This window comes from Nitratireductor sp. (genome assembly GCF_017794765.1).
Lineage (GTDB): Bacteria > Pseudomonadota > Alphaproteobacteria > Rhizobiales > Rhizobiaceae > Nitratireductor.
The window spans coordinates 437,142-450,653 of record NZ_CP051236.1 but is presented as its reverse complement, the minus strand read 5'-3'; the positions used below and the strand labels follow the sequence as shown (position 1 = coordinate 450,653).

General features: G+C 61.1%; 11 protein-coding genes. 2 read left to right on the top strand and 9 right to left on the bottom strand.

Annotated features, from left to right (window positions below; translation table 11 throughout):
• Positions 1–214 precede the first annotated feature (214 nt).
• Positions 215–928 (top strand): DUF1013 domain-containing protein, encoded by a 714-nt coding sequence (locus tag HF949_RS02155; RefSeq protein WP_292898078.1) that lies wholly within the window; start codon positions 215–217, stop codon positions 926–928.
• A 42-nt stretch (positions 929–970) separates the two neighbouring features.
• On the opposite strand, the gene HF949_RS02150 is transcribed toward HF949_RS02155, so the two are convergent.
• The 4 genes from HF949_RS02150 to HF949_RS02135 form a co-directional block, all read right to left on the bottom strand.
• Positions 971–1,681, bottom strand: a complete 711-nt coding sequence (locus tag HF949_RS02150) for a helix-turn-helix transcriptional regulator (protein ID WP_292898077.1) — start codon at positions 1,679–1,681, stop codon at positions 971–973.
• Between the two features lie 12 nt (positions 1,682–1,693).
• Complete coding sequence (locus HF949_RS02145) at positions 1,694–2,068, bottom strand: VOC family protein (RefSeq protein ID WP_292898076.1); 375 nt, start codon at positions 2,066–2,068, stop codon at positions 1,694–1,696.
• 324 nt (positions 2,069–2,392) lie between these two features.
• Positions 2,393–3,187, bottom strand: a complete 795-nt coding sequence (locus HF949_RS02140) for an SDR family NAD(P)-dependent oxidoreductase (RefSeq protein ID WP_292898075.1) — start codon at positions 3,185–3,187, stop codon at positions 2,393–2,395.
• A 75-nt stretch (positions 3,188–3,262) separates the two neighbouring features.
• Positions 3,263–5,164: a propionyl-CoA synthetase gene (locus HF949_RS02135; protein ID WP_292898074.1), complete on the bottom strand. Its 1,902-nt coding sequence runs from the start codon at positions 5,162–5,164 to the stop codon at positions 3,263–3,265.
• Between the two features lie 150 nt (positions 5,165–5,314).
• Here HF949_RS02135 and HF949_RS02130 point away from each other — a divergent pair, with 150 nt between their 5' ends.
• The gene (locus tag HF949_RS02130) at positions 5,315–5,476 is read left to right on the top strand and encodes a hypothetical protein (RefSeq protein ID WP_292898073.1); all 162 of its coding nucleotides are present in this window, start codon (positions 5,315–5,317) and stop codon (positions 5,474–5,476) included.
• Positions 5,477–5,557: 81 nt separating this feature from the next.
• On the opposite strand, the gene HF949_RS02125 is transcribed toward HF949_RS02130, so the two are convergent.
• The 5 genes from HF949_RS02125 to tkt form a co-directional block, all read right to left on the bottom strand.
• Complete coding sequence (locus tag HF949_RS02125; RefSeq protein WP_292898072.1) at positions 5,558–6,580, bottom strand: class I fructose-bisphosphate aldolase; 1,023 nt, start codon at positions 6,578–6,580, stop codon at positions 5,558–5,560.
• A gap of 109 nt (positions 6,581–6,689) precedes the next feature.
• A complete protein-coding gene (locus HF949_RS02120; RefSeq protein WP_292898071.1) occupies positions 6,690–7,892 on the bottom strand; it encodes a phosphoglycerate kinase in 1,203 nt (400 codons plus the stop codon).
• Positions 7,893–8,043: 151 nt separating this feature from the next.
• Positions 8,044–9,834 (bottom strand): potassium/proton antiporter, encoded by a 1,791-nt coding sequence (locus tag HF949_RS02115; protein WP_292898070.1) that lies wholly within the window; start codon positions 9,832–9,834, stop codon positions 8,044–8,046.
• 139 nt (positions 9,835–9,973) lie between these two features.
• Positions 9,974–10,981, bottom strand: a complete 1,008-nt coding sequence (gene gap / locus HF949_RS02110) for a type I glyceraldehyde-3-phosphate dehydrogenase (RefSeq protein ID WP_292898069.1) — start codon at positions 10,979–10,981, stop codon at positions 9,974–9,976.
• A 136-nt stretch (positions 10,982–11,117) separates the two neighbouring features.
• Entirely contained in the window at positions 11,118–13,112 is a 1,995-nt protein-coding gene (tkt, locus tag HF949_RS02105) for a transketolase (RefSeq protein WP_292898068.1), read from the bottom strand.
• Positions 13,113–13,512 lie beyond the last annotated feature (400 nt).

Genomic DNA, 13,512 nt, shown 5'->3' with positions numbered 1-13,512 from the left:
TCAAGACCCATAGGAGCGGCACAATCGAGAGGGTTGATTTCATCCCGATGACACATCGATGACGGTTCGGTGACGCTCCCCAATTGAGGGAGCGCGCAATTTGTTGCGTCTGCCGGGTATTTCAGTTTATAACGCGGACGATATTTCCCAACATCGGTGGTTGTGACCACCGCCCGCGCTAGGGACGCGGGCGAAGGAAGAGGATTCTTGAAACATGGCCAACACGCTTCTCATGCCCAAGGCCACCGCCGTCTGGCTGGTCGATAACACGGCACTGACCTTCGATCAGATTGCCGAATTCTGCAAACTGCATCCGCTTGAGGTGGGCGCCATTGCAGATGGTGACGCTGCCCAGGGCATCAAGGGTATGGACCCGGTGATGACCGGACAGCTTACCCGCGAGGAGATCGCCCTCGGGGAGGAAAATCCGAACCACAAATTGCGGTTGTCTGAGCCGAAGGTCCGTGTTCCCGAGGCCAAAAGGAAGGGACCGCGCTACACGCCGCTTTCCAAACGCCAGGACCGCCCCAACGCAATTCTCTGGCTGGTGCGCAATCATCCTGAACTCAAGGACGCCCAGATCTCGCGTCTCGTGGGCACCACGAAATCGACCATTGAGGCCATCCGTGAGCGTACGCACTGGAACTCGGCGAACCTCGTTCCCATGGACCCGGTGACGCTGGGGCTTTGCTCGCAGATTGATCTCGATCTGGAAGTGCAGCGCGCGGCAAAATACCTCCCGCCCCAAGAGAACACCGGTGAAACCCTGCTCCCCGCTTCGGAAACGGAAGACCTGCCGCTTGGTGACCAGGCAGCCGCCGACACCTCGTCCGATGAACAGGAACTGGACGCGGATGCAGTTTTCGCCAAGTTGTCGTCGCTGAAATCCAGTGATGCGGACGAAGAAGACGAGGACGAGCGGTCCTGATCTGAAAATAGAGGCGCTCCCCGGCCATCGGGGAGCATCGCCTCAGCTCGCGCAAGCCCTGCCCATCATGGCCTCGTGCATTTCCATCCGCCTATAGAAGTCGGCAAGCTGCTTGCCGCGCTCGGGACGGAACGTTCGCCCGGCGAGGGCCATGGTGGCGATGCGGTCGATGCGGAACGTGCGAAAATCTCCGCGTAACTCACACCACGCTACCAGCGTCCACACCTTTCCCCAGAACCACAGACCAAGCGGGCGAACGTCTCGCTTCGAGGTGCGTCCGGCTTCGTCGCGATAATCGATGGAAAGCACGTCCCGCGTTTCCACAGAGCGTTCAAGCGTGTCGATGGCCTCGCGCTCGATATCGCTGACGACCCAGCGCGGTGTGTGGATTTCGGTGCGTGCAATGCGGTCGCGCTCCGGCTCCGGCAGGACGGTTCCTATCTTCACCAGCGCCTCTTCCGCCGCACGGGCCATGGCGGCGCCGCCAAAGGCGCGGACCATACGCGCGCCAGCGACGAGGGCCACGATCTCGTCACGCGTGAACATGAGCGGTGGAAGTTCGAACCCCTCCCGCATCAGATATCCGACCCCAGCCTCACCGTCTATTGGCACACCGGTGGACTGAAGATCCGCAATATCGCGATAGATCGTGCGCTCCGAAACCTCGAGGCGTTCGCTCAAAAGACGCGCCGTAACCAGGCGCCCGCCCCGCAAATGCTGGACAATCTGGAAAAGTCGGTCAGCACGGCGCATGCGTATTTCTCCTCACGCAAAAATTCCGAAGCTGTTTCCGTCGGGGTCGAGACAATACACGAAACGACCGGCAGGAATAGTGATTATGGGTGATACCAGTTTACCACCATTCGTTGTGACACGCTCCATGGCGTCTTCAAGCGGGGGTGGCACGGCCAGATGAACTGTCGGACCGGTCCCCTCCGGGGCCGGCTTGCCGGGGTAGATATGTCCGGCGACAGAATCCTGCGGGTCTCGGGTGTCAAAAATGGCAAAAGGATTTGGCCCATCCTCGCGCAGCACCAGCTCGTTCTGGACCACGGCGGCATAAAAGGCCCGCGCACGGTCGAGATCTGTCACAGGAATTTCCGCCCAGACCACTGCGTTTAGCGGCAACGTATCGGACATGTTTCGCAACCCTCCATTGTCGATGGGTGACAATGACACAGCCCTCCTGACAACATTCCGTCAGGAGGGCTGCAAAAGTGTTGCCTGAGATCTCTGGAGGGCCTATCGCCGGTATCGACCGGTTGGATCCCAGTCGATATCGCGTTGCACTGTTATCGGCAGGTCGTTCAGCATCCGTCTGGTCAACCGACGCCGCCGGCGATCACGGGTTTGGTCGGCCCAGCGGCGGACAGTGCTGAGGAGGCTTCCGGGGAAGTCTGACATGGCAACAATCTCCTGATTCTGGCGGGAGCATTATCGCCTGCCGGTGGTGACAGCGTTTTGTCAGGAGGTTTCCGGCTTGACCTCGACCGTGTAATTCAGCGGCAGCCGGCCTCCGTCGGCATAGATGGTTTGCCCCGTCACATAGCTCGAATCGTCGTCGGCCAGAAAGGTCGCTATCGATGCGATCTCGCCCGGTTCTCCAACACGCCCGAGCGGGGTGCGCGACAGCATACGGTTGCGTGCGGTCTGATCGCTGTTGACACTGGACAACATGTCGGTCGCGATCGAGCCCGGTCCAATGGCGTTTACACGTATGCCATAGGGCGCCAGCGCCAGCGCCATGACGCGGGTAAGCTGGCTGACACCTCCCTTCGACACCGTGTAGGCAATCTGCTCCGGTATGGCGAGAATGGCATTGATCGACGACATGTTGATGATCGTTCCTGCAGCGCCGCCGCCTTCGACCTTTTCGACCATATAGCGCGCGACAGCTTGCCCAGTGAGGAAAGTGCCTTTGAGATTTGTGTCGAGAACCCGGTTGAAATCCTCTTCCTTCAAATCGAGGAAACCCGCCGCGTGCACGACGCCGGCATTGTTGACGAGAATGTCCACGTCGCCGAAGGCGTCAATCGTTTCAGCCAGCAGGTTGTGCACATCGAGCCTCTTGCTCACATCGGCTTTCACGAAGCGCGCATTGCCCAGCTTTTCAAGATCGGAAAGGGCCTGCTTGCCCTTTTCACTGTCCAGGTCGGCGATCACGACCTTGACGCCGTGGCGCAGAAACCGCTCTGCGATTGCATAGCCTATGCCACCCGCCCCGCCTGTTACGATTGCCGTCTTGCCGTCCAGTGCCATGGTGAATCCCCGTGCCGAAAACGGCTGGACCCTGCGACGAGGGGCCCCGAAGGTCAAGTGCCCGCCAACGCGCGATCAGGAATCCGTCTTGCCCAGCGCTTCGCCGATTTCATCAAGAATGGCAGGGTCGTCGATGGTGGCAGGCATCGACCACTCCTGACGGTCGGCGATCTTCTGCATGGTGGCGCGCAGGATCTTGCCGGAACGCGTCTTGGGCAGTCGCTTCACCGAAACCACCTTCTTGAACGCTGCTACAGGACCGATGCGCTCGCGTACCATGGCGATCAATTCGCGCTCAACGGTGCGGATATCAGCCGCATTCTTTCCGTGCAGCACCACGAAGCCGCAGGGCACCTGTCCCTTGAGCGGATCGGCGATGCCGATCACCGCGCATTCGGCGACGGCCGGATGCTCGGCCACCACCTCCTCCATGCCGCCGGTGGAAAGCCGGTGGCCCGCCACGTTGATGATGTCGTCCGTGCGCGCCATGATGAAGAGATAGCCATCTTCGTCCAGCATGCCGGCATCCGCCGTTTTGTAATAGCCGGGAAATTCGGTGAGATAGGCATCGCGAAAGCGCCTGTCGTCGTTCCAAAGCGTCGGAAGCGCGCCTGGAGGCAGCGGCAGTTTGATCACCACATTGCCGAGCGTGCCCGCCGGCACCCGGTGGCCCGCATCGTCCAGAACCTGAACGTCGTAGCCCGGCATCGGCACGCCGGGCGAGCCGTATTTCACAGGCAGCATTCCTAACCCGACCGGATCCTGGCTGATCGGTGCGCCGGTTTCCGTCTGCCACCAGTGATCGATCACCGGGACGCCCAGGGTCTTCTCCGCCCATTTCACCGTGTCGGGATCTGCCCTTTCGCCGGCAAGGAACAGCGTGCGGAAGCCGGAGAGGTCGTGCGGGGCCAGCATCTCTGCGTCCGGGTCTGCCGTGCGGATCGCGCGAAACGCGGTCGGCGCGGTGAAGAGTGCGGCCACCTTGTGCTCCGCGATCACCCGCCAGAATACGCCGGCATCAGGGGTACCGACCGGCTTGCCCTCGAAAAGCACTGTGGTACAGCCGTGGAGCAGCGGCGCATAGACGATGTAGGAATGGCCCACCACCCAACCCACGTCCGAGGCTGCCCAGAACGTCTCGCCGGGCTCAATGCCGAACTCGTTGAACATCGACCATTTGAGCCGCACCATGTGGCCGCCATTGTCGCGCACCACGCCCTTGGGCCGCCCCGTCGTGCCCGACGTGTAGAGGATGTAGAGCGGGTCGGTCGCAAGCACGGGCTCGCAATCCACCACGCTTCCTGCTGCCCGGTGAGCGCCCACCAGTTCCGCATAGTCATGGTCGCGGCCTTCCGTCAGGTCGCAGCGCCGATCCTCCCGCTGCAGGATCAGGCAGGCCTTCGGCTTGGCGGCGGAGAGACGGATCGCCTCATCGAGCAGAGGCTTGTAGGCAACCACACGGCCGGGCTCCAGTCCGCAGGAGGCCGAGATGATCGCCTTTGGCGTTGCATCGTCTATGCGCGCTGCAAGCTCTCTTGCGGCGAACCCACCAAACACCACCGAATGCACGGCACCAATGCGCGCGCAGGCGAGCATGGCAAACACAGCCTCCGGCACCATCGGCATGTAGATGACCACGCGGTCGCCCTTGCCGACGCCGAAATCCTTCAGTACGGCGGCCAGCGCCGAAACCTCGTCTTTCACTTCCCCATAGGTGAAGCTTTTCTTCCGGCCGCTGATGGGGCTGTCATAGACAAGGGCGGGCTGATCCTTTCGCCCACCCTCGACATGCCGATCCACCGCATTGAAACACGTGTTGCAGGTCGCGCCGGGAAACCAGCGTCCATAGACGCCGGTCTCTACGTCGAAAACCCTTTCCCAGGGACTGAACCAGTCGATCTCGGCCGCGGCCTTCACCCAGAACCCCTCGGGATCCTGCTGCCAGCCCGAATAAACCTCGTGATAGCGCGACGTCATCCCGCCTCCTCCCTGCGGTTTGAGCCTCTTTATTGAGAGGTTAGCGGATCGCAGGGTCGTGCGTAAATCAGACTTGCGGTGAAGGGTGCGCTTTTGACAGCAGGCCGGCAGGGAGGCACAACAGGGCATGACTTCGCGAATCGGGCCTTCATGACCAAGATCCTGCTTCTTCTCATCCTGGCGATGATGATCGTGCACATTATAAAGCCGCTCGGCCTTCCGGGCCTCAGGCGGCGGGCAGATTTCTGGAAGCTGGCCCTGATCGCGCTAGCCATGGTCTCGCTCACGATCCTTCTGCGTGGGGGAGAGTAGGCCTTTTCCCGTAGGAGACCAAAAGAAAAGACCCGCCGACAAGCGCCGACGGGCCGATTCCGTGTCTTCAAATCCGCCTGATCAGGCAGCCTCGAGGTCCTGCTTCCACTGGCCGGTGGCGGCAAGGCTGTTCATCTTCGCGCGGTGCGCGAAAGCCTTCTGCGCTGCTGCCACGTTTTCCTTCTTGCCGGCCCAGGTCTTGAGCGCGGCAGCCTGCAGCGCGCGACCATAGGAAAATGTCAGAGCCCAGGGCATGTCGAAGCCAGCATTCATGAGCGAGAGATGCGCCGTGGCCTCTTCATCCGACTGGCCGCCCGAAAGGAAGGCGATGCCGGGCACCGCGGCCGGCACGGTCGATTTCAGGCAGCGCACGGTCTTTTCAGCCACTTCCTCGCGGCTCGCCTTGCGGGCGTTCTTGCCGTCGATCACCATGTTCGGTTTCAAGACCATGCCCTCAAGCGAAACACGCGCATCGTAGAGCTCGGCAAAGACGGTCTTCAGAACCCACTCGGTCACCTCGTAGCAGCGGTCGATGGAATGATCGCCCGGCTTGCCATCCATCAGAACTTCGGGCTCCACGATCGGCACAATGCCGGCTTCCTGGCAAAGTGCCGCGTAGCGGGCGAGGGCCTGTGCGTTCTGCTTCACGGCCCCCCAGCTTGGCAGATCGTTCGAAATCGAGATCACACCGCGCCATTTGGCAAAGCGCGCGCCAAGACCGTAATATTCCGCAAGACGTTCGCGCAGGCCATCGAGACCTTCAGTGATGGTCTCGCCGTCAAAACCGGCCAGCGGCTTCGCGCCGCCATCGACCTTGATTCCCGGAACAGCGCCGGAGGCCTTGATGACATCCACCAGCGGCGTGCCGTCGGCGGCCTTCTGGCGGATCGTCTCGTCGTAGAGGATAACGCCGGAGATGCAGCTCTTCATAGCATCATCGGCGCGGAACATCATCTCGCGATAGTCACGGCGGTTCTCTTCCGTCGATTCCAGGCCGATCGTGTCAAAGCGCTTCTTGATGGTGCCGGAGCTTTCATCCGCCGCCAGAATCCCCTGTCCGGGGGTCACCATGGCGGATGCAATATCCTCAAGCCGTTCGCTCATTTCAGGTCTCCTGTCTGTTCATGACCGGGCGATAGCAGATGCCGATGACAAACGGAATGCGCCCTTAAGACCCCTAATCGATTGAAATGACAGACTATTCACATTTTGCTTAACGCGACTTCGAAAGGGCCTCCACGCCGGGCAGTTTCTTGCCTTCCATCCATTCAAGAAATGCCCCGCCTGCGGTCGACACGTAGGAGAATTCTTCGGCCACGCCGGCGTGGTTGAGCGCTGCCACCGTGTCGCCGCCGCCGGCGACTGAAACGAGCAATCCTTCTGAGGTGCGGTGTGCCGCGTGTTTTGCCGCAGCAACGGTTGCCGCATCGAATGGCTCGATCTCGAAGGCTCCCAGCGGGCCGTTCCACACCACCGTGTCGGCGCGGTCGAGCCATTCGTTCACCTTCTCGACGCTCTTCGGTCCTACATCGAGGATCATGGCGTCTGACGGAACGCTTTCGATCGCGACCGTTTCGTTCTCAGCACCCGCCTTGAACTCGCGCGCGACCACGCCATCCACGGGCAGGACAAGCGCACAGCCGGATTCTGCTGCCTCGATCATGATCTGCTTGGCCGTAGATGCCAGGTCGTGTTCGCACAGCGATTTACCCACTTCCGTTCCGCGCGCGGCGAGGAAGGTGTTGGCCATGCCGCCGCCTATAACCAGTGCGTCGACCTTCTTCACAAGGTTCATGAGAAGATCGATCTTGGTGGAAACCTTTGCTCCGCCGACAATCGCAAGCACCGGCTTGGCCGGCTTGCCGAGCCCCTTCTCCAGCGCCTCCAACTCCGCCTGCATGGTGCGCCCGGCATAGGCTGGCAGCAGATGTGCGAGCCCCTCCGTGGAGGCGTGGGCGCGGTGGGCGGCGGAGAATGCGTCGTTCACGTAGATATCGCCATTCCCGGCCAGCGCCTTTGCGAACTCCGGATCGTTCTTCTCCTCGCCCTCGTGGAAGCGCGTGTTCTCAAGGAGCAGGATGTCGCCATTGGCCATTTCAGCAATGGCGTCTGCCGCCGGGGTTCCGATGCAATCCCTGGCGAAATGCACGCGATGGTCGAGCACACTCTCCACCGCATAGGCGATGGGTTCCAGCGAAGCTGCCGGATCTGGCTTGCCCTTAGGCCGACCAAAATGTGCCATCAGGATCACCTTCGCGCCCTTGCCGGAAAGCTCCTGGATGGTTGGCGCGACGCGTTCAATGCGGGTCGTGTCGCTCACCTTGCCATCTTTTACGGGCACGTTCAGGTCGACCCGTACGAGTACACGCTTGCCTGCGATATCGTTGAGATCGTCGAGGGTCTTAAAATCCGGCATGGCGCGTTGAAGTCTCCTTTAAGGGGTTCCTCGGGGTGGAGAAATCGGACGCCCGGAACCGCGGGTTGAAGAAGGATGTGAATTTGTCGGGACCATACAATGCCTTGCGACTGGTGCAAGATGGAGGGTGCTGATTATAAGCTGGCAATGCCTATGGTTTTTGAAAAATACGCCGCACGAGATCGCGAGGACTGAGGAGCAGCGGCAAACGGGTTTCCGGTGCCTGCGGTTCGACGGAAAGTCCCACGGCGCTTATGCGTCCGTTCTCGTCGACATCCCGTACGATCAGCTCGATCTCGCCAAGCGTCGTGCGGTCGCCATACTCTGCGCGTCCGCCCAACCGCTCCCGCAGGAGATCGGCAATAGTCTTCTTCTGGTCTTCTTCGTTGAGACCGGTCGCATAGGCCGCCTCGATGTCGGATGCGGGCCGCTCGGGGTCGACTGCAAAGGCTCCGAAAAACTCTGCGTCTTCCGGGTCCATCTCCACGGGGCTGGCAAACAGGCGGTCGAGGAGACGGGGATAGCGATCAGGCACGAAAATATAAACGTGATCGCCCGCTGCAAGCCGTCCGGCATACTGGTAGGTCATCGAGCGTCCGTCGCGTACCACGAGGGAAGGCTTCGCCCAGCGTGGGATCCGCTGGCCGCGTTCCACAGGGCTACCCGCCACCACCCGATAGGCGAGAAGCTCGTGGCGGGCCGAGCCGGGCAACTCCAGTTCCACCTTGTTCAGCGGACCCATGCGTGGCGGCAGTGTCAGCCCCAGCCGGCGGGCCAGCGGGCCCACCGTCCAGCCCTGCACGATCAGCGAAACAAGCACGATGATGAAGACGATGTTGAACAGGGGCCGGCCATTGGGCAGTTCGTCGATCAATGGCGTGATCGCAAGCAGGATGGACACGGCGCCGCGCAGGCCCACCCATGAGATGAACGCGCTTTCCGCCGGTGAAAACCGAAACGGCATCAGGCAAAGGGTCACCGCAATCGGCCGGGCGATGAAAATCAGGAACAGGCCGATGAAGAGCGCCTGAAATACGATCTCGGCAAATTGTGAAGGCGTGGCAAAGAGACCGAGCACGAGGAACATGATGATCTGGGCCAGCCAGGTCACGCCGTCCTGAAAGCGTTTGAGCATGGCGGTCGAGCGGAGCTTGGCGTTGCCGGCGATCAGGCCAGCCACATAAACGGCAAGAAAGCCCGAACCGCCCACTGCCCCAGCCAGCGCGAACACGAGTAGCGACAATGCAATAACGAAGATTGGCAGGAGCCCCTGCTCGAGCCGGAGACGAATGACCAGCCGGACAATACTCCAGCCGCCGAGGAGACCCGCGGCGAGACCGATGCCCATCTGCTGCAGAAAGCCGAGAGCCACGTCAGCCGCAAGCTCTCCTGCCTTGATGGCCTCGCCACCGGCGATCAGGCCAACTAGCGAGAGGGTGAGGAAGATCGCGATCGGATCGTTCGATCCGGATTCGACTTCCAGCGTCGAGCGAACGCGCTCACGCACCGAGATGTTCCCCACCCGGAGCAGAAAGAACACAGCCGCGGCGTCTGTAGATGCTACGGTGGCTCCCAGCAGAAAGGATTCAAGCCAGCTGAAGCCGGTGACATAATAGGCTGCGACACCCACGAGGCCCGCCGTCAGCAAAACACCGATTGTTGCCAGAATGATCGCTGGCGCTGCGGCTTGCCGAAACGCAGCTATGGATGTGCCGAAGCCCGAATCGAAGAGGATGACCGCGAGCGCGAGCGAGCCAATGAAATAGGCAATGGCAGCATTGTCGAAATCAAGCCCGAGCCCATCTGTTCCTGCTGCGAGGCCGATACCGAGGAAGATGAGAAGCAGCGGTGCGCCGAAGCGGAAAGCAATCACGCTGGAAAATGCGGCAAACAGCACGAGGGTCGTGCCCACCAGCGTAATAACATAAATTCCCTGATCCATCCGCGTCTCTTGATCCCGCCTGCCGCAAGTTGCTGTTCTTTTTTCATAAAAGGTGCGGCGGAAGTGAGATGCAAGAGCCGGGCCAAAAGAAAAACGCCCGGCGCGACGGCCGGGCGTTCAGAATGGCCTGTAAACCGTATCAGATGGTCTTGCCGAAGGCGACGGCCGTGTCGGCCATGCGGTTCGAGAAGCCCCATTCATTGTCGTACCAGGACATGACACGCACCAGGTCGCCTTCGATCACCTTGGTCTGGTCAAGCGCGAAGGTGGAGGAGGCCGGGTTGTGGTTCATATCGATGGAAACGAGTGGCTCGTTGGTATAGGCGAGTATGCCCTTGAGACTTCCATCGGCGGCAGCGACCAGCGCCTGGTTGACCTCTTCGACAGTGACCTTCTTCTTCGGCACGAACTTGAAGTCGATGACCGAAACATTCGGGGTCGGAACGCGGATGGATACGCCGTCCAGCTTTCCGTTGAGCTCCGGCAGCACGAGGCCGACAGCCTTGGCCGCACCCGTCGAGGTCGGGATCATCGACATGGCGGCAGCGCGGGCGCGGTAAAGATCCTTGTGCATCGTATCGAGCGTCGGCTGGTCACCCGTATAGGCGTGAACCGTGGTCATGAAGCCCTTCTCGATGCCGAAGGCATCGTTGAGAACCTTTGCGACCGGCGCCAGGCAGTTTGTGGTGCAGGAAGCGTTGGAGACGACGCGGTGTTCGCTGGAAAGCTTGTCATGGTTGACACCATAGACCACCGTCAGGTCGGCTCCGGAGGCCGGAGCCGAAACCAGCACGCGCTTTGCGCCGGCATCGAGATGCAGCGATGCCTTTTCCTTGGCAGTGAAGATGCCGGTACATTCCATCACAATGTCGACACCCAGCTCACCCCAGGGGAGCTTGGACGGGTCACGCTCTGCGAAAACCTTGAAGGAATCGGATCCGATGTTGATCGCGTCGCCGTCGACCTTCACCTCGGAGGGGAAGCGGCCATGCACGCTGTCATAGCGCAGAAGGTGGGCGTTGGTCTCGACTGGGCCGAGATCGTTGATCGCGACGATGTCGATATCCTTGCGGCCCGACTCGTAGATCGCGCGTACGACATTGCGGCCGATGCGGCCAAATCCGTTGATGGCAACTTTGACGGTCATGAACTTCCTCCGGAGAGTGGGTGGTCGTGCGCAGGCACGGAAGGAGACGCCGCTTCATAGCGGCGTCTGCGTCGAGAATCCAGATGGTGGGGCAGGCATTCGCCCGTCCCAAACCATAACAAGCCCGATATTGGCCTCAACCGATCTCTGCCAGCCGCTTCTGGGCGGCGTTTGCAGCAGCCTCGGCAGTGATGCCGAAATGCCTGTAGAGCTCCGGAGCGGGCGCACTGGCGCCGAACCCGGTCATGCCAATGAAGATACCGTCGGACCCGATGATCGCATCCCAGCCCTGCCGAATGCCAGCTTCGATTGCCACCTTTACGGGGGCGTTGCCGATCACTGCCTTGCGGTAGTCATCGCTTTGCTGTTCGAACAATTCGAAACACGGCACGGAGACAACGCGGGCCGGGTGACCGGCGGCATCGAGAAGGGACTTCGCCTTCATTGCCACTTCCACTTCCGAGCCGGTGGCGAAGAGCGTCACCCTAGCGTCGTCTTCGGAACCGGCGAGTTCATACGCGCCACGGGCGCAGAGATTGTCAGCTTCATGGCTGGTGCGTACCGGTGCAAGGTTCTGGCGCGAAAGGGCAAGCGTGGATGGCGCCTTGCGGCTTTCGATCGCCACCTGCCAGCATTCAGCTGTTTCGATCGCATCTGCCGGGCGGAACACGAGATGGTTGGGGATTGCGCGCAGCGCGGCCAAGTGCTCCACCGGCTGGTGGGTCGGGCCGTCCTCGCCAAGGCCGATGGAATCATGCGTCATCACGAAGATGGAGCGAATCTGCATCAGCGAGGCGAGACGCATCGCCGGGCGGGCATAGTCCGAGAAGGTCAGGAAGGTGCCGCCATAGGGTATGATGCCGCCATGCAGCGTCATGCCGTTCATGGCGGCGGCCATGCCGTGCTCGCGGATGCCGTAGTGGATATAGCGACCGGAGAAGTCCTCGGCGCTGATGGGGCCGGTCTGGCTCGTCTTGGTATTGTTGGAACCGGTCAGGTCCGCAGAGCCGCCGATGGTTTCAGGCAGCACTGCGTTGATGGCTTCGAGCGCCATTTCCGAAGCCTTGCGGCTCGCCACCTTTGGAGGCTCGGCTGCGAGCTTTTCCTTGTATTCGAGCATGGCGGCAGAGAAGGTTTCCGGCAGATCTCCGCGCATGCGGCGCTCGAATTCCCCGCGTGTCTCCGCGTCGGCAGCCGCAAGACGGTCTTCCCAGGCCTTGCGCTCCTTGGCGGAGTGCAGGCCGGCCAGACGCCAGTCGTCAAGAATGTCGGAAGGAACGACAAAGGGATCGGCATCCCAGCCAAGCGCCTTGCGTGCGCCAGCAATTTCCTCCGCACCAAGCGGGGAGCCGTGCACCTTTGCCGTGCCGGATTTGGACGGTGCGCCAAAGCCGATGGTCGTGCGGCAGGCGATCAGGGTCGGCTTGTCCGCCTTCCTCGCGGATTCAATGGCGCCGGCAATGGCATCCGGATCATGCCCGTCGATGCGCATCGTGTTCCAGCCCGAAGCCTCGAAGCGCTCGCACTGGTCGGTGGAGTCTGTCAGCGAGGTGGAGCCGTCGATGGAGATCTGGTTGTCGTCGAAAAGAACGATCAGCTTGTTCAGCTTGAGGTGCCCGGCAAGCGTCAGCGCTTCCTGGCTGATGCCCTCCATCAGGCAGCCGTCGCCGGCCAGAACATAGGTGTAATGGTCCACGAGATCATCGCCGAAGCGCGCATTCAGGATGCGTTCGGCGATTGCCATGCCGACGGAGTTTGCGAGGCCCTGGCCCAGCGGTCCGGTCGTTGTCTCGATACCGGCCGCATGGCCGAATTCCGGGTGGCCGGCCGTGCGCGAGCCGAGCTGGCGGAAGTTCTTGATCTCGTCGATCGTGATGTCTTCATAACCCAGCAGGTAAAGCAGCGAATAGAGCAGCATCGACCCATGACCGGCGGACAGGATGAACCGGTCGCGGTCGGCCCAATCGGGGTTCTTGGGGTCGTGCTTCATGAAGCGGGTGAAAAGAACGGTGGCGATGTCGGCTGCGCCCATGGGCAGGCCGGGGTGACCCGAATTGGCCTTCTCCACCGCATCCATCGATAGGAAGCGGATCGCGTTGGCCATCCGGTCGTGTTTGTCGCGTGAGATCATGATTGCTCGCTGGTCCGCTTTAGGCAGTTGTCGGGCAGGCTGCACGGGCAGCCCGGGCCCTTTGGAAAAAGCAGGCGACACATAGCAGTTGCGGCCTTGAAGTCAACAAAGGTGCGGTTTGCAGGCCGCTGCCTGCCCCAGGGGAAGGAGGATTTTGTATCAACCTTGTTACAGCATTTTGGGGGATTAGCCGTCGTGTTTTGTTGACGGGACCTTCACACGCCGCCTAATCTTTTCGGCGTAACTGGTTAGTAAGGCCAGCGATTCGCAGCCGAGGCCTCGTAAAAGCTGTCGCGCATTTGTCTGCCGGCACGTGTCCGGGTGCATCACTGGGCGGATGAGAGTAAGCAAGATTGCCTGTGTCACAACATTTTCGGAGACCGCGTGCCTTGGCCGCATT

Bases quoted from the DNA above. Each gene is read 5' to 3' on its own strand.
- HF949_RS02155 (WP_292898078.1), top strand. From the start codon at position 215: ATGGCCAACACGCTTCTCATGCCCAAGGCCACCGCCGTCTGGCTGGTC.
- HF949_RS02150 (WP_292898077.1), bottom strand. From the start codon at position 1,681: ATGCGCCGTGCTGACCGACTTTTCCAGATTGTCCAGCATTTGCGGGGC.
- HF949_RS02145 (WP_292898076.1), bottom strand. From the start codon at position 2,068: ATGTCCGATACGTTGCCGCTAAACGCAGTGGTCTGGGCGGAAATTCCT.
- HF949_RS02140 (WP_292898075.1), bottom strand. From the start codon at position 3,187: ATGGCACTGGACGGCAAGACGGCAATCGTAACAGGCGGGGCGGGTGGC.
- HF949_RS02135 (WP_292898074.1), bottom strand. From the start codon at position 5,164: ATGACGTCGCGCTATCACGAGGTTTATTCGGGCTGGCAGCAGGATCCC.
- HF949_RS02130 (WP_292898073.1), top strand. From the start codon at position 5,315: ATGACCAAGATCCTGCTTCTTCTCATCCTGGCGATGATGATCGTGCAC.
- HF949_RS02125 (WP_292898072.1), bottom strand. From the start codon at position 6,580: ATGAGCGAACGGCTTGAGGATATTGCATCCGCCATGGTGACCCCCGGA.
- HF949_RS02120 (WP_292898071.1), bottom strand. From the start codon at position 7,892: ATGCCGGATTTTAAGACCCTCGACGATCTCAACGATATCGCAGGCAAG.
- HF949_RS02115 (WP_292898070.1), bottom strand. From the start codon at position 9,834: ATGGATCAGGGAATTTATGTTATTACGCTGGTGGGCACGACCCTCGTG.
- gap (WP_292898069.1), bottom strand. From the start codon at position 10,981: ATGACCGTCAAAGTTGCCATCAACGGATTTGGCCGCATCGGCCGCAAT.
- tkt (WP_292898068.1), bottom strand. From the start codon at position 13,112: ATGATCTCACGCGACAAACACGACCGGATGGCCAACGCGATCCGCTTC.